This window comes from Arthrobacter sp. StoSoilB5 (assembly GCF_019977235.1).
Taxonomy (GTDB): Bacteria; Actinomycetota; Actinomycetes; order Actinomycetales; family Micrococcaceae; genus Arthrobacter.
This window is the reverse complement of sequence record NZ_AP024646.1, coordinates 4242444-4262153: the sequence shown is the minus strand read 5'-3', so window position 1 is coordinate 4262153 and position 19710 is coordinate 4242444. Positions and strand designations below refer to the sequence as shown.

19 protein-coding genes are annotated in these 19710 nt (G+C 59.1%); 12 read left to right on the top strand and 7 right to left on the bottom strand.

The window, feature by feature from the left end:
- Positions 1-40: 40 nt before the first annotated feature.
- The 5 genes from LDN75_RS19255 to LDN75_RS19235 all read right to left on the bottom strand — a co-directional run bounded on the left by LDN75_RS19255 (position 41) and on the right by LDN75_RS19235 (position 6389).
- Complete coding sequence (locus tag LDN75_RS19255) at positions 41-820, bottom strand: amino acid ABC transporter ATP-binding protein (protein WP_275959792.1); 780 nt, start codon at positions 818-820, stop codon at positions 41-43.
- Positions 817-1791 carry an amino acid ABC transporter permease gene (locus LDN75_RS19250; RefSeq protein WP_223934300.1) on the bottom strand — a complete coding sequence of 325 codons (975 nt, stop codon included), beginning with the start codon at positions 1789-1791 and terminating at the stop codon, positions 817-819. Before LDN75_RS19250 ends, LDN75_RS19255 begins: the two co-directional genes overlap by 4 nt.
- The gene (locus tag LDN75_RS19245) at positions 1788-2711 is read right to left on the bottom strand and encodes an ABC transporter substrate-binding protein (protein ID WP_223934299.1); all 924 of its coding nucleotides are present in this window, start codon (positions 2709-2711) and stop codon (positions 1788-1790) included. The genes LDN75_RS19250 and LDN75_RS19245 overlap by 4 nt, the downstream gene beginning before the upstream one ends.
- A 96-nt stretch (positions 2712-2807) precedes the next feature.
- Entirely contained in the window at positions 2808-4493 is a 1686-nt protein-coding gene (locus LDN75_RS19240) for an amidohydrolase family protein (protein ID WP_223934298.1), read from the bottom strand.
- A 291-nt stretch (positions 4494-4784) separates the two neighbouring features.
- A complete protein-coding gene (locus LDN75_RS19235) occupies positions 4785-6389 on the bottom strand; it encodes a HAMP domain-containing sensor histidine kinase (protein ID WP_223934297.1) in 1605 nt (534 codons plus the stop codon).
- Positions 6390-6667: 278 nt separating this feature from the next.
- On the opposite strand from LDN75_RS19235, the gene LDN75_RS19230 reads away from it, so the two are divergent.
- The 10 genes from LDN75_RS19230 to LDN75_RS19185 all read left to right on the top strand — a co-directional run bounded on the left by LDN75_RS19230 (position 6668) and on the right by LDN75_RS19185 (position 14980).
- Entirely contained in the window at positions 6668-7054 is a 387-nt protein-coding gene (locus LDN75_RS19230) for a hypothetical protein (protein ID WP_223934296.1), read from the top strand.
- A gap of 221 nt (positions 7055-7275) precedes the next feature.
- Complete coding sequence (locus LDN75_RS19225; RefSeq protein WP_223934295.1) at positions 7276-7521, top strand: Flp family type IVb pilin; 246 nt, start codon at positions 7276-7278, stop codon at positions 7519-7521.
- 127 nt (positions 7522-7648) lie between these two features.
- Positions 7649-8023, top strand: a complete 375-nt coding sequence (locus LDN75_RS19220; RefSeq protein ID WP_223934294.1) for a TadE family protein — start codon at positions 7649-7651, stop codon at positions 8021-8023.
- Positions 8011-9039: a Tad domain-containing protein gene (locus LDN75_RS19215; protein ID WP_223934293.1), complete on the top strand. Its 1029-nt coding sequence runs from the start codon at positions 8011-8013 to the stop codon at positions 9037-9039. Before LDN75_RS19220 ends, LDN75_RS19215 begins: the two co-directional genes overlap by 13 nt.
- 32 nt (positions 9040-9071) lie before the next feature.
- Positions 9072-9848 carry a Flp pilus assembly protein CpaB gene (gene cpaB, locus LDN75_RS19210; RefSeq protein ID WP_223934292.1) on the top strand — a complete coding sequence of 259 codons (777 nt, stop codon included), beginning with the start codon at positions 9072-9074 and terminating at the stop codon, positions 9846-9848.
- A complete protein-coding gene (locus LDN75_RS19205) occupies positions 9845-11041 on the top strand; it encodes an AAA family ATPase (protein WP_223934291.1) in 1197 nt (398 codons plus the stop codon). Before cpaB ends, LDN75_RS19205 begins: the two co-directional genes overlap by 4 nt.
- Complete coding sequence (locus LDN75_RS19200; RefSeq protein WP_223934290.1) at positions 11038-12555, top strand: CpaF family protein; 1518 nt, start codon at positions 11038-11040, stop codon at positions 12553-12555. Before LDN75_RS19205 ends, LDN75_RS19200 begins: the two co-directional genes overlap by 4 nt.
- A gap of 7 nt (positions 12556-12562) precedes the next feature.
- Positions 12563-13495, top strand: coding sequence for a type II secretion system F family protein (locus LDN75_RS19195; RefSeq protein ID WP_223934289.1), 933 nt, complete (start codon positions 12563-12565; stop codon positions 13493-13495).
- An 8-nt stretch (positions 13496-13503) separates the two neighbouring features.
- The gene (locus LDN75_RS19190; protein ID WP_223934288.1) at positions 13504-14388 is read left to right on the top strand and encodes a type II secretion system F family protein; all 885 of its coding nucleotides are present in this window, start codon (positions 13504-13506) and stop codon (positions 14386-14388) included.
- Between the two features lie 118 nt (positions 14389-14506).
- The gene (locus tag LDN75_RS19185; protein ID WP_223934287.1) at positions 14507-14980 is read left to right on the top strand and encodes an Hpt domain-containing protein; all 474 of its coding nucleotides are present in this window, start codon (positions 14507-14509) and stop codon (positions 14978-14980) included.
- Here LDN75_RS19185 and LDN75_RS19180 read toward each other — a convergent pair.
- Complete coding sequence (locus tag LDN75_RS19180) at positions 14977-15750, bottom strand: response regulator transcription factor (RefSeq protein WP_223934286.1); 774 nt, start codon at positions 15748-15750, stop codon at positions 14977-14979. The genes LDN75_RS19185 and LDN75_RS19180 overlap by 4 nt on opposite strands.
- A gap of 214 nt (positions 15751-15964) precedes the next feature.
- On the opposite strand from LDN75_RS19180, the gene LDN75_RS19175 reads away from it, so the two are divergent.
- Positions 15965-17647, top strand: a complete 1683-nt coding sequence (locus tag LDN75_RS19175) for a HAMP domain-containing sensor histidine kinase (protein WP_223934285.1) — start codon at positions 15965-15967, stop codon at positions 17645-17647.
- A 374-nt stretch (positions 17648-18021) separates the two neighbouring features.
- The gene (locus LDN75_RS19170) at positions 18022-18837 is read left to right on the top strand and encodes a hypothetical protein (RefSeq protein ID WP_223934284.1); all 816 of its coding nucleotides are present in this window, start codon (positions 18022-18024) and stop codon (positions 18835-18837) included.
- A 61-nt stretch (positions 18838-18898) separates the two neighbouring features.
- Here LDN75_RS19170 and LDN75_RS19165 read toward each other — a convergent pair whose 3' ends face one another.
- Positions 18899-19696 (bottom strand): phosphatase PAP2 family protein, encoded by a 798-nt coding sequence (locus tag LDN75_RS19165; protein WP_223934283.1) that lies wholly within the window; start codon positions 19694-19696, stop codon positions 18899-18901.
- Positions 19697-19710: the final 14 nt, after the last annotated feature.

The window sequence follows — 19710 nt, the reverse complement described above, 5'->3', positions numbered from 1 at the left end:
CTGGTGGCGTGGGGTCCGGGCGCTGCCGGACCCCACGCTTTCACTTGACGTGGCGAAGGAAATTGGCTGTCCGCTCATTGGACGGATTGTCGAGTACCTGCGCCGCCGGTCCTGATTCCACAATCCGGCCTTCATCCATGAACACCACTCTGTCCGCGACCTCCCGGGCGAATCCGATTTCGTGGGTGACGATGATCATCGTCATCCCTTCCTCGGCAACCCGCTTCATGACCGCCAGGACGTCCCCCACCAATTCAGGGTCCAAGGCGCTGGTGGGTTCGTCGAACAACATCAGTTGCGGCTTCATGGCGAGGGCGCGGGCGATTGCCACGCGTTGCTGCTGTCCCCCTGATAGTTGGGCAGGGTAGGAGTCCCGTTTCAAGGCCAAGCCAACCTTGTCCAGGGCGTCGAGTCCCTGCTTGGTTGCCTCTGCCCTGGGCAGTCCCAGGACGCGTCGCGGACCATAGGTGACGTTTTGCAGGGCCGTCATGTGGTTGAAAAGATTGAAATGCTGGAAAACCATTCCAATCCTCTGGCGCATTTTCGCGGCCTCTTGTTCGGTATGTTCGTACAGCTGTCCCTTGTGCGTCTTGAAGCCCACGCGGTCGCCACCTACGTTGATGGTGCCGGACTCGATTGCTTCGAGCCCGTTGATGCACCTCAGCAGCGTGCTCTTGCCGGAGCCTGAGGGGCCGAGGACACAGACAATTTCACCGGGCTCCACCGTCATGTCCACTCCGCGAAGAATGTGGTTACGTCCAAGCCACTTGTTGATTTCCTGAGCCACCAACAACGGTGACTGGGTTTGAAGTACCGTCACGACGTTCCTGCCTTTTGGATGAGTGGGGTTTGCTGTTGGGCCACCGCTGCGCGGCCTGTGAAGAGTTGCCGAAAAGACATCCCCGACGCTCCGTCCGGGTTGAACTTCCGCTCCAGGAAGTATTGGCCCACGCTGGCGATGCTGACCAGGATGAGATACCAAGCTGTGGCGACGATGAGCAGGGGAACGATCTTGAAGTTTTGTCCGTAGATCAGCTGGGTTTGCGTGAGCAGATCGCTGCCGCCGATAGCCGAAACCAACGAGCTTGCCTTGAGCAGTCCGATGAATTGGTTGCCGGTGGGCGGAATGATCACCCGGATGGTCTGGGGCAACACGATGCGTCGAAGTGCCTGTCCCCGGGTGAGGCCAATGCTCAGTCCGGCCTCGGTTTGGCCTTTGTTGACGGAGATAATGCCGCCTCGGATGATCTCGGCCATGTAGCCGGATTCGGCCAGTGAGAGCGCACAAAGGCCTGCGGTGAAGCCTGATATCAATTGGTTCGTGTCCGTGCCCAGGATGGTGGGATAGAGCACGGCCAGGTTGAACCAGATGAGGATCTGCACAAGCAGGGGGACGCCTCTGAAGAACCAGACATAAAGCTTGCCCACTGCAGACGCCACACGATTTCTGCTCTGGCACATGAGGGCTACGCCGAAGGCGAGAACCACCGAGATCAGCATGCTGAAAACGGCGAGTTCCAACGTGACCGCTATGCCTTTGAGGATGGCTGGATGGAACATGAACTGGCCCACGCTGGCCCAGTCGAGCTTTTCATTGCCGGCCTGCGTCCAGCAGAACGCGCCAATGGTTGCGAGGATCAGGGCTGCAGTGGCCCATTGACCATACGGCTTTCGCCTTTTCGCCTTTTCTTTGAAGGCCACCACGGGTTGATCGGGATTGTGCCGGGGAATTGTTATGGGGGTTTTGGCTGCCGAACCCATTTTCGTCAGCGCTCCATTCTCAGTGGTCATTTGGCCAGGTTGATTCCGGGCTTCGGCAGGTCAATGACGGCAACGTCCCATTTCTTCAGGATCGCGTCATAGGTGCCGTCGGCGTGGATGGCTTCTGTTGCCTTCAGGAAGGCATCGCGCAGCTGCGGGGCCTGCTTGTTGAAGATCATGCCGAGGAAGACTTTTGCCTCGAAGTTCACTGGCACGGACTCCAGCTTTCCGCCGGTCTCCCTCTGCACCACAGACACGGCCATGTCGGGCCAGAACATCGCATCCACACGTCCGGAGGTAAGAGCCAGGTTTTTATCGCTTCCAGTGGGGAAGGTCACCAGTTCCGGGGCGGGCTTACCTTCGGCGGTGCACGCCTCAGCCATCAGTTTGACCAAGCGTTCATCGTCGTTGCCCTTGACCCCGCCAATCTTGATTCCGCAGCCGCCGTTTACCTCGCTGGTGATCTTCTTGGGGTTGCCTTTGGCCACCATGAAGACGGTTCCTGCCACCTGGTAATCCACGAAATCAACTTTTTCCTGGCGCCCGGGACGGTCCGTCATTCCAGCAATGGAGGCGTCAAACTTGCCGTTCTGCACGCCCACCAGAAGCTGGTCGAAGGGGACTTTCTGGTACGTGACCTTAAGGCCCAGCTTGGCAGCCATGGCATCCATCAGGTCAATATTGAAGCCTTTGACGCCGTCTTCGCCGATGGGTGTGTAGTTGGCGGGCTCAAAGTCCGGCTGGGTGCCGACGGTGATCGAGCCCTTTGCTTTGACGTCTGCGGGAAGCAGGTCACTTAGGGAGGCATTACCGCTTGCTGCCGGTTCCACCTTCGTAGCCGGCTGTGCGGCGCCACCACAGGCGGCGGTGCTTGCAAGTATGCCGACGAGAACTGTCGTTACAGCGACCTTTTTCCAGCATTCAGATACCTGGGGAGCAAAGTTCTTCATTGATCTATCTCCTAATAATTTGAAGGGAACTACATGGTCAAAAATGGGCAGCACGGAATAACCCGGGACGTCGGCCGCGGGTGGTGTGGGGAGCGTTTAGCGGATGGAAGCGGCCGGGATCAGGTCGCTGCGGGGCTCGTCGACAAACACGCCGTCAGCTGCCATGTGGTCCCAGATTCTTTGGACGACCTTGCCGGCTTTATGGACCAGGGCTGCCTCGTCAACGATAGTCAGGGCGCCGTCGCGGACCTGCCACTGGCCATCTGTCATGACATTCCTGACAGAGAGCCCGTTGGCGTACATGAGGTGGTTCAGCGGTTCGCGCGGCACGGTCCCGACGCCGACGAACATGCCACTGACGTCGATGCTCGTCAGGTCTGCTTTCGCTCCCACGGCGATGCGGCCGAGATCTTCACGGCCAAGTCCCCTCGCTCCGCCAAGCGTGGCTGCCTCGACGGCGGTCCAAATGGATGGGCGGACCATGGGCACAGGCGTGGAATCGCCGAGGAAATCGGCGCGGATGCGACCGTAGATGACGGCCATCTTCAGGTTCTCGATGTAGTCGTTGGAGTGGGTGTCCAAACCGATACCGGAATTGACGCCCGCTCCCAGTACTTCCGGCCACGGCCACTGCGCCGGCGTTACTCCCGCTCCCGTGCCGGAAGGGCAGTTGGCAAACGTGAAGCTGGAGTTCGCCAGAAGGGGGAGGTCACGCTCAAAGTCGATACCCAGCAGATGGGCGCCGAAGACGCGCACGGAACCATCGAAGATGCCCATGCTGTGCAGCCACGGTATTTCATCCTGTCCCCACAGCCTGTTCATTGCTACCTTGTCGGGCTGAGGCGCCCGGCCATATCCGGCTTGAAGGTGAATGTGCAGTCCGTGCAGCTCTTGTGCTGCCGACTTCATTGCGGCAAAGGTTTCCGGTGTGTGCACTGCGTTGGTTGCCGGCGCCATCATCGGAAGGATTCGACCATCGTCAACTCCGTTGATGGTGCGGGCGTAGTCCAGGTTCTCTTGGATTTCCGCCAGGGTTTCGGGTACGGAATCGAACAACGCTTGATCGTCCGTCCCGCGTTTCCATATGGGCAGGATCCGCTTCATTCCCGGGACGGCGCCCGCGGGGTAGCCGCGGATCCCAAACTCGCGTGCAACCCGGACGTATGACTGCATTGAGCGGAGGCCCTTGGACATTTCCACTTGCGTGGTGCAGCCGCCGCGAAGAATTTCAGCCAGGTTCAATGCGGTCATAGTGTCCAGATCTTCGTCCGGAAGGTCTTCAAGGAGCACCATGGCTTTGAGGAATTGGCGCCCCTGCCGCAGCGGCGCTCCCTTGCTCATAGGGGTCAGGTTGCCTTCAACATAGCCTCGAGTGGCTGCTCCTCCAGCCACATGGCTGTGCATGGAGATCAGCCCGGGAAGGAGTAGCTGTCCCGGCATATCCACGCGCTCGTCAGTGCTGCCCGTGCGGGGCCTGACTGCCTCGATGCGACCGTTTTTGACCACTACCTCGTGGTCGGCCAGGAGGACCATCTCGTCATTGATGTGCGCCAAAAGCCAACTCGGGGCGAGGATCAGTGGGCGGCTTTGGTCGCGGAAGCCATCAGCTCCGAATCCTCTCATCGTCGCCAGCGCAGACTCGCGCTGGACTTTGCCCTCCAACAGCTCTGTTTGAGCCGCCTGGTTCCTTACTGTGCGGCTCTCTCCCTCGAGCCCCGCATCGCTTCCGCAGTTGGCACAGCCAGCTCCGGCCTGGTTCGAAACGACTTCTACTTCTGCCATTCGTCTTCCCTCATCGTCGAGGCATCCAGTCAAGTGGATGCCGAATAGCGCTGACGGTATACCAAACTCGAAAGGAGCGTCAATAGGTTCGAGAAAAATCCACTGATTACCGCAATCAGTCCCAACTGTTGGGAGTCTTGGCATACCAACGAGGATCTTGCGCTCGCCTCACGACTCGTCTATCGTGGCTGGATAGTGAAATTATGACGATCGTCACAAAACTGATGGAGGAGGGTGGCTGCTGCCTGGCGGACAGGCTCGATCTGCACCTAACGGAGACTCGATCTGCACCTAACGGGGGAGAGTGACCGTCACAGTGGTGCCAGAACCCGGCTGGCTGTTCAAACCGATCGTTCCCCCGTGGGCTTCGATGATGGCCTTGCTAAGTGGCAGCCCCAGGCCTGCCCCGGGTATTGCAGATTCCAGGGCCCGATCGGCTCTGAAGAACTTGGTGAAGGCTTCGTCTTGTTCTTGTTCGGTCATGCCGATTCCGTGGTCGCGGACGGAGAGCTCTACTTCGCCGTTGTTTCCCCGGAGACCGATGACCACACGGGTGCCCTCGGGGGAGAACTTGATCGCATTGGATAGCAACTGGTCGATGGCTTTGGAGAATTGACCGGGGTCCACGTCTGCCGCGACGTCGCCGTGGATCTGCACCGCAATCGCGATGCCTCTTGCGGCGGCCGCAGGCCTGGCGTTCTTAACCGACTCCTGGAGCAACTCGGAGACGTTGGTCGGCCGGCGACGCAGTTCCAGGTCTTCGGATGCGACAAGGAGCAAATCATTGACAAGGGTCAGCAGGCGTTCCGCGTTCCGTTCGATGATGCCCATGAACGCAGGGTTTGGCTGGCCGTCCAGTATTTCCAAGTAACCGAGGATGGACGTTAGCGGAGTCCGAAGTTCGTGGGAGATGGTTGCGACGAACTTGTCACGGGCTGTTTGTGCCTTCACCAGGGCTGTGACGTCGGTGAAAGCAATGATGGAACCCTTCAGCTTGCCCGCTTCGTCCAGGATCGGACGTGCGGCCGCCGAAAAGGTCCGTTGTTTCTCCCCATCGCCTACCCGGACCAGCCTGTTGGTGAAGCTTGCGCCCCGGACAGCAAGATCCGCGGGATTTCCGGGTTCTCCATCGGATTGACGAGGCCCAACAGTGAACGGGTTGATCGCCTCCGTCGACTCCTGAACCCACGTACGGTCGGCCCGAAGACGACGGTTGGTGAGAATGTCGGCCCCGTTTGTGTCCATTGCCCAGACGCCAACGTTGACCGTTTCAAGGACTGTATCCAATAGTTGGGCGTGCTCTTTGGTTGCACCATGGAGCCGCACTAATTCCCGGTCCTTGCGCTCCAACCTGTCGCTGTGCCTGATCAGCCCGTGGGCAACAACATGTCCGGTGATGGCCAAACCAGCCATGATGGCAGGAAAGACAATCATGCGGATCAGCTCCGACCGTTCAACCTCGTGCCCCAACACGAACGGCGAAGCAACCGTGGCGCAGAGGGGCGCCAGAAGGGCCAGGGCCACGCGGACTTTGCTGGTGCTGACCGACAGCCAGATCACCGGGAAAGCCATGACCAGTCCCACAACGCTAAGAACCGGTCCGCCCACCTCACGCAGGAGTCCCAGAACCAGGCAATCCGATACGGGGATGAAGACGAAACTCCAACGGGGAAGACGGTTCCATGGAAGAACGAGGCATGCAGCCAGGATCACGACGTGCAGGAAAAGGACAAGGAAGAAGGCCTGGTGCAAGAGGGTGGTGGGGTTAAAGAGAACCGCCAGGAAAACTATCAGCGTTACGGTGACCATCAAGGGCAGCTGACACAACACAACCGCCTTGTGGGTTCCGATTCTGCTGAAGTAATCCTCCAACGGCAAGAAAACGCTATCCCCCATAGCCAAGCACCTTTCCGTCCGCCCACATTGGAAACCAGTCCTCTGCTGCCAAGCATAGTGATTGACGGAGCAGCAAAGGGAAGGCGCGGTGGCCGGGAAACACACAATCTTGTGGTCAGTTACGCCATGCCAGGACCAAGTACAAGGCAAGCAAGCAAGTAGTCGGGCCCGCCGGAAACGAGTACCGACTACTCGTGACGGCCCCTCCTGCAGCCGATTCAATGGAGCACAGTGGATCTGAAATGACGTTTGTTGGAGGGGTTACGTTGAATACAGGAATGGAATCGGCAGCAATGTTCGCGGGCTCGCTGCCCGGGCTTCTCCTAATGTCCGTGGGACAAATAATGGTAGTTGTGTGCCTGTGCTTCGATATGGTGCGTGCGCTGTCCGTGCCCAGTTCACGCCCCCGGTACGTGGCGAATACGATTTTCAGGACCTTGGCAGTGCCGTCCATCCTCGTGATGGGGATCAGCGCGCTCGCTGAAGCGGTCAACTGGTCGTGGATTCACGTGGCCATGAGCATGGCCGTGCTGGTGATGATCATCTTCCGCTGGCACTACGACAAGGATGAAGACAACTGGTGGAAGGGCAAGGGCAAGAAGTTGGCCCGGTGGGCGCGTAAGCAGCTCTCGCCACCACCCGTAGTTGCGCCCGCAATGGGCTGAGTAACCTGAAAATAAGGCCTTGCCCCTGATGGGCACGGCCTTATTTTTGTGTGGGTAAAGCGAGGGAATTCCTAGGTTTAGCGCAGGAAATCCGCAGGTTCCAGAGGCTTTCCACAAGAAGTCCCAAGGACTCCGAAATGGGGTTCACTCCGTTGCTACGTTGTGAGGGAGCTGGTATCGGGCCAGCCCACATCTCCCCAACTCGCTCAGGAGTTTTCAAAATGTTTGCTACCTTCCGCACCATCGCATCCCGTGCCCGTCGTGAAGAGAACGGCGCTACCGCCGTCGAATACGGCATCATGGTTGCGCTCATCGCTGTGGTCATCATCGTGGCCGTAACCCTGCTCGGCGGAAACCTCGTCGAGACCTTCAACAGCTCAGCCTGTGCCGTCAAGGGCGGCACCTGGACGGCTTCTGCTCCCGCTGTGGGTACCACCCCGGCCGTAGTTGGCAGCTGCTCAAAGTAGTCACGGCTCACGGCGGGTACCCGGGTGGGTGGGTCGGTGGCCCCACCCACCCGTTCCTCTTCCAGTGAGTGGCTCTTAGGTGCCACCCCATAATCCGTCCGAAAATGCGATGAGAAGGCAGATCCACATGCACAGGGCTTCAGAACGGGGTGCCGTAGCGGTCGAGTTCGCGTTGCTGGCACCGGTCCTGATCCTTTTGGTTCTGGGGATCATGGAATTCGGGCGGGCCTACAACGCGCAGGTCTCGCTCACGAACGCTGCCCGCGAGGGCGTGCGCGTGATGTCGATCGCGAATGATCAGTCGGCAGCCAGGACCGCGGCGAAAAACGCCGCTGTAACGCTGAATCCAAAGCTCGCAGATGCGAACTTCACCTTCAGTGCTACCAGTTGCACGTCCGGCGCGCAGATGTCCGTCACCGTCAAGTACACACTCAGCAGCCTCACGGGAATCGCAGGACCGTTCCCGATGCAAGGCGTAGGGGTGATGGTATGTGGCGGATAAAGGGCAATGACGACGGCGAACGAGGAGCCGTTGCGGTCCTCATAGCCCTGATTCTGGTGGCGCTGCTTGGCTTTGCGGCTCTCGCTGTCGATGCTGGAATGCTCTACTCGGAAAAGGCGCAGGCGCAGAACGGATCCGATGCCGCGGCCCTGGCCGTGGCGGAGAAATGCGCCGCCAATCTCAGCGACCCGAATTGCTCCGCTACGTCCCAGATCGCCAAGGACATGGCCAACAAGAATGCTGTTGACGGCCTTGGAAACATCAACTCGGTTAACCTTGATCTGACTAACCGGAAGGTAACCGTGTCCGCCGGCTCCCAGCAAGCCGGTGGCGCTCCAAATGCCGTTTCGCTTGTCTTTGGCCGTGTCCTGGGCATGAATTCCGCGGACGTTGTGGCTTCCTCGACTGTTCAATGGGGCAGTCCTCGTGCGGGAACTACTCCATTTCCCCTCGCGTTTTCGATCTGCCAGGTGCAAGGGTACGTTGGCGGTGTCCAACAGCTTCTGCAGGCTCACGGCACCGGCGCCAACCCCAGCTGCAACTACGGACCTTCAGGCGCGGCAGTAGAGGGCGGATTCGGATGGACTGTCCAGGATCCCGGGGTGTGCGGTGGCACCATTGACCTGGCGCTCAGCGAAGGCGGCAGCGCTCCCGGGAACAGTGTCCCGCCAAACTGCGCAAACACACTCAACAAGTGGGCCGCCACCATCAATGCCGGAAAAGACATCATTGTGCTGCTTCCGGTCTTCAATTCCGTTACCGGCACAGGCAGCGGAGCCATTTACCACTTGGTCTCGTTTGCAGCCTTCAAGGTGACGGGATGGAAGTTCAGCGGCGGCAGCAGCCTACCGGACACCTTCCATAACGAGAGTCCCTATGTTTCCTCTTCCTTGTCCTGCACGGGAAATTGCCGGGGGATCGTGGGGAGATTCGTCAAATATGTATCGCTTGCGGATGGCTATTCATTGGGACCTGTGGATGCCAATGGAGTCACCGTAGTGCGCCTGACCAACTAGCCTTTCCATTTTTTTCAGCACAGGAGTGTTAAGTGAAATCACGCTTATTGGCAGGATCGGCAGCAGCGCTGCTGGCGGTCATAGGGGTGATCCTCGTGTTCGTCTACGCGCAGGGCGCGGATCAACGCGCTGTCCAGAATCTTGCGCCTGTTGAAGTCTTGATGGTCAAGGCTCCGATTCCCGCCGGCACACCGGTAGAGGCCATGAAAGCTTCCCTGGCCGCCCAACAGCTTCCGGAGTCTTCTGTCCCCGCCTCGGCACTGAAGACGCTGGGCGATTCGGCGGGCAAGGTGGCCGCTGTGGACCTCGTTCCGGGCGAACCATTGGTGGCCGAGCGCTTGGTTGCCCCTGAGGCACTGAAGACTCCGGGGAAGGTTGCAGTGCCAGCCGGAATGCAGGAGGTCTCGTTTCAACTGGACCCCGTGCGCGTAGTGGGGGGTCGGGTGGTTCCCGGCGACCACATCGGGATCTTCATTTCCATGGAAAGCGGTGGAATTGAATCCAAGCCGGATAAGGAAACAACCCAATTGTCCATTCACAAGGTGCTTGTGACCGCAGTGCAGCGGGCCCCCGAGCCAGCAGCCACGGCGCAGCCCAGCCCCAGCCCAAGTCCCGGTGCCGTGGCAGCTGATCCAAAGGACAGTGCACTTCCCACCGGTTCCCTGCTCCTGACTGTGGCGGTGGGCGATTCGGACGCAGCCAAGATCGTTTTCGCCTCCGAGTTCGCCAAAATCTGGCTGAGTAAGGAGCCCGTGGACGCACAGGAGAGCGGACCCAGAATCATCCAACGGAGCGAGGTGTACAAGTGAGCCGGTTTGTCCTGATTACCCCCAGCGCGGAATTTGATCAGCGGTTGCGTCAAGCCGTTGCCGGCGGCCTCCCGGGATCTGTGCAGACGTTCTTCACCAACGTCCTGCCGGTAGACCCGGCCGAGCTCTTCGGCGCGCTCAACCAGGAACCACTTGAGGTGCTGATTCTGGGCCCGGAGGTGCCCGTGGAGGATGCGATGCGCTTGGCCACGGTCCTTAATGTTCAAGTGCCGGAGCTCAGCGTGCTTCTTGTCTCCGAGCCGCAGCCAGACTTTATTCTCCAAGCGATGCGATCCGGCATCCGGGACATCATGAGCCCAGCCGCGGACATGGCCGAGATCAGGGTGACATTGGAGCGCGCGTGCCAGTCGTTCGCCACCCGCCAGCGGACCTCGGAACCTAAGCCATCCGGTGCACCCAAGGGCCTGGTAATCGGCGTCTTTTCTCCCAAGGGGGGTGTGGGTAAGACCACCATCGCCACGAACATCGCTGTTGGGCTAGGCAAGATCGCTCCAATGAGCGTTGTGATCGTGGATCTGGATTTGCAGTTCGGGGACGTCGCCTCGGGGCTCTACCTCAATCCGGAACACACGGTTACTGACGCGGTCACGCCCTCGGCCAGCCAGGATTCCCTGGTGCTCAAGGCCTTCCTCACCGTGCATCCGGCGAGCATCTATGCGCTGTGCGCGCCAAAAAACCCTGTTGAGGCGGATGAGATCACTCCAGAACAGGTTGCCCGGTTGCTTGAGCAACTTGCTGAAGAGTTCCAGTACGTGGTGGTTGATACAGCCCCAGGATTGCCTGAAATCGGCCTCGCGGCGCTGGAGCAGTGCACTGACGCCGTGTGGGTGTCGGCCATGGATGTGCCAAGTGTCCGGGGCCTACGTTCCGGGTTGGACATCCTTCGCAAGCTGAACCTCCTCCCGGAAACCCGCCATGTAGTGCTCAACATGGCCGATTCCAAGTCCGGGTTGTCCGTCCAGGACGTCGAATCAACGGTCGGCGCCCCTGTTGATGTCAGCATTCCCCGCTCGAAGGCAGTGGCGCTCTCCACAAACCGGGGGATTCCTGTGCTTCAAGAGGCGGCGAAGGACCCAGCCGTCAAAGGGTTGAACCATCTCGTTGAACGCTTCAACCCCGCGTGGCGGACCTCGTCTCAGCGAAAACTGCACAGAAGGGTGGTAGTCCAGTGAAGCTGTCTGAACGCTTGCACGACGCCGAGGAAAAATCCGCGGGTTCAGCGGCTGCCCTTGGACAAGGACCAAAGCCACTCACGACGACGAAACCCACCTTCGCGCAGGCAGCACAGCAGGCTAAGCCAAACCTCCAGGCGAAGGCCACGGTCGCGGTAAAACCTCACTCTTCGGTGAAACTGGCAGATCATCCGGACGCTCCGAGGCCAAAGGCCCAGCAGCCCGTGGACGCCTTCGCTGCCCTGAAGCGAAGGGCAGCAACCGCATTGTTCGAGCGCCTGGGGGCGCGGTTCAACGACTCAACGTTGAGTGAGCAGGAGCTGCGGACGGCTGCCCGGGAAGAGCTGACCAGGATCATCGACTCTGAGCAGGTGCCGCTCTCTCCTGAGGAGCGCAGTCGGCTTGTGGCGGATGTGGCCGACGACGTCCTGGGCTACGGGCCACTGCAACGCCTGTTGGATGATCCGGAGGTCACGGAGATCATGGTCAACAGGATGGACCAGATTTACGTGGAACGGCGAGGCAAGCTAACGCTCACTGATTCCGGGTTCAGCTCGGAAGATCATCTGAGAAGAGTTATCGAACGAATCGTCTCCAAAGTGGGGCGCCGGATCGACGAGTCATCCCCACTGGTCGATGCGCGGTTGGAGGACGGCTCGCGCGTCAACGCCGTGATTCCGCCGCTTGCCGTTGGCGGTTCATCCCTGACAATCCGGAAATTCAGCAAAGTGCCCTTGACCATCAGGAATCTGATCGATTTTGGCACGCTTACCCCTGAAATTGCCGAACTCCTGAACGCCTGTGTCAAAGCGAAACTGAACATTATTGTTTCCGGCGGTACGGGAACCGGTAAAACCACGCTGTTGAACGTCCTGTCTTCCTTTATTCCTGAGGACAACCGGATTGTCACCATTGAGGATGCAGTGGAACTGCAGATCCAACAACAGCACGTGGTCAGGCTCGAGAGCCGGCCACCGAACACAGAGGGCAAGGGCGAGGTTACTATCCGGGAACTGCTCCGGAACTCCCTCCGTATGCGGCCGGACAGGATCGTAGTGGGCGAGGTCCGTGGGGGAGAGTCGCTGGACATGCTGCAAGCCATGAACACCGGGCACGACGGGTCCCTTTCAACTGTGCACTCGAATTCTCCCCGGGACGCCGTGGCCAGGCTTGAAACACTGGTTCTTATGGCTGGTATGGACCTGCCATTGCGCGCAATCCGTGAACAGATCGCGTCCGCCGTGAATCTCATCATCCAAATTTCACGTCTCCGTGACGGAACGCGACGCATCACCCATGTGACTGAGGTTCAAGGCATGGAGGGCGATATCGTCACCCTCCAGGACGCCTTTGTTTTCGACTATTCGGCCGGGGTCGATGCCCACGGGATGTTCCTTGGCAGGCCGGTATCTACGGGTATCCGTCCACGATTCATCGATCGCTTCACGGATCTGGGCATTCATGTATCTCCCGAGCTTTTTGCCGCTCCGCTGACGTCGACGCCAAGGACGTGAGTGCACCATGATGCTTTTCACGGGACTGGCCCTTATGCTCTCAGCCATCGTGCTCTTCGGGGTAGCTGTTATTCTGCCAAAGGCTCCCGAGGTCCCCTTGGACCGGAGGAGGCCCTACCAGTTGGGTCCAGGTTCCCACTTGACTCGATTTACCGGGTCCACAACTGATGCGCTTCATCGTGTGCTGACACAGCGAAACGTGCGGCTTTTCAACCGCGAAGAGCTGGACAATGCCGGCGTGCGAATGAGCCAGGCGGATTTCGTTGTCCTGGTGATTGCAGGCGCGGTGGTAGGCGCTTTGATTGGGCTGGTTGTCGGCGGCATTATCGGTGCCATTCTCCTCAGTGTTTTGGCACCCTTCGTGGCCCGGCTGGTCCTGAAGTTCCGGGCGGGCAAACGGCGTGACAAGTTCGATGATCAGCTTGGCGATACACTCCAGTTGCTTTCCGGTGGCCTACGGGCTGGCCACAGCATCCTGCGCGCCATCGATGCCGCTGCTACGGAATCGGTCAGCCCCACATCCGAAGAAATGCGCAGGGTCATCACGGAGACAAGTCTGGGAAGGGACTTGCAAGCCTCCCTGAACGATACTGCGGAGAGAATGCGGAACGAGGATTTCGTGTGGATAGCCCAGGCGATCCAGATCAACCGCGAGGTGGGCGGGAACCTTGCTGACGTGCTGGACCAGGTGAACGACACCATTCGAGAACGCAGCGAGATCAAAGGACACATCAAGTCCCTCGCTGCAGAGGGAAAGTTTTCCGCCTACATTCTGATGGCTCTTCCGGTGGGAATCGTCATCATGCTCATGATCGTCAACCCCGGCTATATGAATGTGATGTTCACGAATCCGCTCGGTTGGGGCATGATTGCCGCTTCCCTCATCTTTATGACCATTGGTGGTCTGTGGATGCGCAAAATCATCGACTTGAAGTTTTGAGGTGAACCTTGCACCCTTTCCTGCTTTTATCCTTATTGCTCGTTCCCCTGCCGAGTGCGTATTTCGCGTGGTCCCTTCTTTCAGCTGATCGTAGAACGCCGCGTGCAGTCCGCGAGCTGCTCTCGCGGGGTCAAATCGCCATTGAGGTGGAGCAACAAAGCAAGAGCGGGGCTTTGGAGCGCCTGGGCTACAGGCTTACCCCTGGAAGTTACGTCCAGAAACTGGACAGACTACTGTCGTTGGCCGGGCGTCCCGCCTCGCTCCCGCTTGGCCGAGTCCTCGCAGCCAAGCCGGCGCTTGGCCTTCTCGGTGCAATTTTCGGTTTGTTTATCACTACCAGCAGCCAGAGTGGACTCATCAAGCTTGTGGGAATCTTTGTTGTCCTGCTGGGATATTTCATTCCGGACCTGATGCTTTACAGCAAAGGTCAGGAACGGCAGAAGAAGATACAGCTGGAACTCGCCAACACCATGGATCAAATGCTCATTTCCGTCGAGGCCGGCTTGGGCTTCGAAGGAGCCATGGCTCGCGCGGGAGAAAACGGCAAGGGACCGCTGGCGGAGGAGCTTGTGCGGACACTCCAGGACATGCAGGTTGGTCGGAGCCGGCGCGAGTCCTATCTTGCCTTGGCACAACGGACCAATATTCCTGAACTCCGAAGCTTTGTGCAGGCGGTTATACAGGCAGACACCTACGGGATTGCCATTAGCCGCGTCCTCAAGGTCCAGGCGAAGGTCATGAGGGTTAAGCGCCGCCAGCGGGCGGAAGAGAAGGCAATGAAGCTTCCGGTAACAATTCTCTTTCCCTTGCTGTTCTTCATCTTTCCGGTCTTGTTTATTGCCATCCTGGGTCCCGCAGTCATCAACACCATAACGACGCTCAGTGGTGGATGAACCAGCGTGCTCAATTTGCGTAATAAGAAGAAACTCAACAAATCAGGAGGGGCTAAGGATTTGCTCAAGATCAGCACAAGATCGGTTTAAATCTGAGTTCAGGAAGTAGCATCGAGTTATGTTCAGTTCAGATTTCAGCGAGGTCGACGAGCGTGGGGACTCCGACCGTACCGGCCCGGCGAAGGGCTCCCCATGGATGCCCGCCGCCAGCAGGCGGCCGATACTGGACCTCGCCGAATTCCAACTGTTGGAAGATCAGGTGGGCGATCCGCGCACAGCGCGCATTTTTGCAAGCGACTTTGCGAGGCTCTGGCGAGTACGGTACGAAGCCCTCGCTGCCGCCGTCGAGCGTGGTGACGAAGCGGCAGCCCTGGACACGATCCTGAGCCTCAGGACCTCTTCCGCCATGGTGGGCGGCGTTCGCCTTTCGGTTCTCGCAGCCCAACTTGAGGAACATATTCTGAACGGTGAATTACGCGATGCCCAGCCTCTCCTGAATGACATTGCCGACTGTGGTCAGCGCACGGTCAAGGAGTTAAGGGAAAGCTACGTACTGAGGAATGAAAGTCCGGAACCGGATCCTATCTCCTAATCCGGTCTTTTTGGGGCCAGCCGATAGCCGACTCCCCGGATCGTCTGCAGAAACCTGGGATTTTGTGAATCTTCATGCAGCTTTCGGCGAAGATTGCCGATGTGAGTCTCAACAGCCCGTTCGTCGGCCTCGCTGATATAAGCGTCGTCGTCGTAATAGTCACCACGGGCAGCACGAACCAAGTCAGCCCTTGTCCGCACTTCCTCCGGGTTTCGAAGCAAATCCAACAGCAGATCGAATTCACTTCTGGTCAAAGTCAGGGGAGAACCATCAAGGGCAACAGCCCGGGACTTGTAGTTTAAGGACAATCCATTGTGTTCAATGAGGGCGTCATGCCGTCCATTTGAACGGACTAAACCACTGCTGGCGGCTTCTTCGGGCAAAGAAAGCCCAGTTCCCATGCGGGGCCGCCGCATCATCGCTGTGACCCTTGCTCTTAGCTCGCGCGGCAGAAATGGTTTCTTTACATAGTCGTCGGCACCCGTCAGGAAAGCGGTCAGTGTGTCCGGTTCATCGCGGCGCGCAGTGAGCATGACAACATACGCATCACTGAATTGCCGGATTCGCCGCAAAACCTCATGGCCATCCATGTCAGGAAGCCCGACGTCCAGTGTCACCGCCACGGCTTGATGATGTCGGACAACCTCGACGCCTTCGCGTCCAGTCGCGGCGGAATGGACTACAAATCCCGCCTCTCTCAGGATGGCGCCCACCAAGTTCCGGACGTCTTCATCATCCTCAATGACTACAGCAACCCCAGGCTCGCTCATTGATTCCCTCGAGTCGGCGCACATCCCCGCAAGCCCAGCGCAAAGCGGGAAGCGTCACCCAATACGTACGATACAAGCATTCCAGTTTTATAGCACCTAATATGTGAAATATGTGCCGTTCCCAACGTTCCGGTTTTACGCTCCGCCCCCTGCTCTTCCCGGAATCGGCGCGAAACGATATTTGGTCCGTGTCCCCCCAACGAAGGACTCTGCCTTGACTGAGCAGCCTTTGCTTCGCACAGCCGCCCGAATCTTCAGGAAACTCACGCCCAGAGCCCGGGTAGCCGTCTGCGAATTGCCTTTGACTCTGGTAGTTGCAGCATTGTTCGTCTCTGCCCCGGCCCTCTGGCCAAATCTCATTCAGAACGGGTTATTTGTCACCGGGATCCTCATGCATGGGATCCTTTTCCTGAGTTGCTTCCTGCTACCTTGGGAGCGGCTCTCGCCGGGCGCAAGCCTGGCCATCCCCGTTCTGGATCTGGTTGCCCTCGCATTCACGCGAAGTGGTGCCTACGGCTCTCTACCAGGCCTTGGGGTGCTCGCGCTTTTTCCCGTGATCTGGTTATCCGCCTCGGGTCTGCGAACCAGGTCCAGCCTCATTATCAGTTTCATGGGTCCTCTGGTCATTGCACTCCCACCCTTCATTTCGCACCTGCCTAAGCCGCCGTCCTCCGACATGTTCTCGGTTACCGTCTTGCCTCTGGTGATGTTGGCGGTGGCAATCACCATCCGGCTCTCCGGCTCGAATGCCCGGATTCAGCAACAGCGAGTCAGACAGCGCGACCAAGCCCTGCGCCAATTGCTTGCGGCCAGCAGGGACCGCGAAATGCTGCTTGCGACAATCCTGGACACGATCGACGTCGGAATTGTCGCCGTCGATTCCAAGGGCGAGACGCTTTTGACCAACACCCAACAAAAAGAATTCCATCGCGTGGCAACTCCGGCCCGGACCGGCGCAGCTCCTGCAAAGGACGAAGTCCTGATCTTTGGCCAAGACCGGCTGACGCCACTTCCACCGGAAAAGAGCCCTGTTCAAAGGGCAGTCCAGGGTGAAACATATTCCGATTACCTCGTGTGGTTCGGTACAGGAGCCGAACAGCGGGCCATTTCGACCGCCGCTCGCAGCATGAAATATGGCGTGGACGAAGGGTTCGGCGGTGCCGTCATTGTGTTCCGAGACGTGACCGACGTCGTTCAGGCCCTCGCGGCCAAGGACGAACTGGTTGCCAATGTCTCGCACGAATTCGGATCCCCGCTGACCTCGATCCTGGGCAACCTGGACCTGGTGCTCCGTGGGGATGAAGAGCTTTCCGATAGGGCAACCACCCGATTGGAAGTCGCCGAGCGCAACGCCGAGCGGCTCCGCGTCTTGGTGGATGATCTGCTCATGTCCGCCGCCGCAGTGGAGAGCATCCACTTACGGCGTACTGACGTTGCGGGCCTGGTTGAAAACAGCTTGGTCTCAGCCCATGCGCAGGCGGATTTTGCGAATGTGGGCCTCGTGGCCGATGTACCTTCACCACTGTGGGCTGATGCAGATCCGTTGAGGCTGGGACAGGCCCTGGATAACCTCGTGTCCAATGCCATCAAATACTCGCCAGGTGGCGGACGGGTTACCGTGCGGGCGGCTCGGAACGACGGATGGATCCAGCTGGAAGTTCAAGATACCGGCATGGGCATGACCACGGAGGAGACCTCCAAGATTTTCACACGCTTCTTCCGGACCGGCGCTGCCCGCCAGGCCGCGATTCCAGGGGTTGGCCTTGGACTGTCCATCACAAAGTCCATTGTGGAACGACACGGCGGCAGCATCACGTGCACCAGTAAACCGGGAAGAGGCAGCACCTTTACGGTTTCGCTTCCGGCCACCCCATCCCAGGAGAACATGAAGGCATAGGCCGTTCAGTGCATAAAGCCGCTACCGTCCCAGTCCCGATCGTATTTACCGCAACGGGTGCAGCGTCTATAACGACCGCTGCCATCTTCTGCCGACTCCACATGCCAGGCGTGACTCAAGTTCAGTTTGCACATGAGCATCTTGAGCATGGCGCTCTCCGTTCCTAAGCACGTACAACCCGCATACCGTGATTGCTTCGTGCCTCCTCAGTTTAGGCGTTGCGCCTTTTCGGTCGGTAGGACAATTGCGTTCGGGCATGCCCGGAAGATGTCCCGGAATGCCCACGATGTTCGGACCCGATGTCGTAGTCTGATGCGTAGTCGTGCCAGCTGCCGAGGAACGCGCCATGCCGGTAACTTTCATTGGGGGAATTGATGACGAATGACACGGATGGTCCGGCTTACGGCCAGCCGGACGTGCCAGCGGGGCCGCTGCAACAGTCGCAGCCCTTCGCGCAGCCAGGCTCACCTCCGTACTGGTCGTCGCAGCCCTTTGCGGCACCCGCTGCTCCGCCGACGCCACACCAGTACCAGCAGCCACCTTTTCAGTACCAGCCCTACTACCAGCAGCCCTTCCAACCTCCGTGCTTCGGGCCCCCGCCCTTCCCACAGAATCCTGCGCGGGAAAATTGGTCCAGCGGTTCCAACAAGCGCTTGGGTCCGTCCTATTGGATCGTGGGCGCATTGCTTGCCATACTTGCCCTCGCCAATGCACTGACTGGCAACGGCGAATCGATCCTGATCTTTATCGGCCTGGCAGCGTTGCTCACTGGTCTCTATTCGCTCATTTTCAAGAGACCCTCCTGGGCTGCGCTACCAAGTAAACAGGCGGCGATAGTGGTTGCCGTCGCCGGGGCGGTCTCGCTTTTCCTGGGCGTTATTGCTGCCGGAACTGAAGCGGCCCGTGATTCGGCGGCTACCGCTGCTCCGGGACCTGCGAGCACCATCCAAGACGGGACTATCCAAGACGGGACTATCCAAGATGGGACGTGGATTGTTGGGAAGGATATCGCCCCGGGAACGTACCGAACCATGAATGAAGTTACAGGCGCCTGCTACTGGCAGATCACGCGCCCGGGCAGCGGTAGTGACAGCTCCGAAGGAGCTGTGACGAGCGGGTTCCCCGTGGTGAAGTTGGTCAGGGGCCAGAGGCTGATAACAGAAGGCTGCGGAGGCTGGGCGAAGCTGTAGGTTCCGGAAGCTCGTGTCTTTGCAGCGGGACTCAGGGCAAGCATCCAAGGGAAGCGATCCCTCATGCGGGCCGCGGGCGCTTTTTCGCAGCCATCTCTTCCGGCCCGGGCAGCGCCTTGGTGGTGCGCCATGTGTCCAAGGCAATCACGGCGGCCAGCACTATGAGTGACAAAGAGACGGAAGCGAGGACGTCCGTTAGCCAGTGGTACCCCAGGTAGAGCCGGCTGATGGCCTGGGAGGCGATCCCTGCGACGGCGGCACTGAAGCCGCCAATAACGGCACCTATCCTGCGGCGCCGCGAAAAGACGAGGAATGCTCCCACCAGAAGGAAGTCGGATGCGCCGAGTACGTGGCCCGAGGGAAAGGAGTAGGTGCTGTCAGCGCCGAGCACCATGAGATCCATGGGCGGTCTTGGCCGTTCGACCAAACGCGTAATGACTTGGGCGAGGATCAAGCCGGTCAGCATAGCGCCAGCCAGCAAGAGGGGGCGCCAGAGTTTCCTCGCCCTGATTATCCAGATCCCGGTCACGGCCGCCACGATGATGGGCATCACTATGGGGCCAAAAATGGTGGCAAGGACACCCATGATCGTTGTCGCCGCCGGCGAGCGTTGGCTCACGAACCACGAGCTGACTGTTTCATCAACTGTGGCCAGATCTATTTTTTGCTTTACCTCGGCGAGGATGAGGAAGAAGGATCCGGCGCCGACCACCGCGAGGATAACCGCGATGACGTAAAGGACCTTTTGACTCCGGGGTGCAACGTATCGTTCCGGGATTGTGAGCTTGTCGTGAAGGACCCCGGATGTGTCTCCAGGGTCTCCGGGGGCGTTCGACGGCGGTCTGTCCGGGAAGGGCATATCACAGGATACCT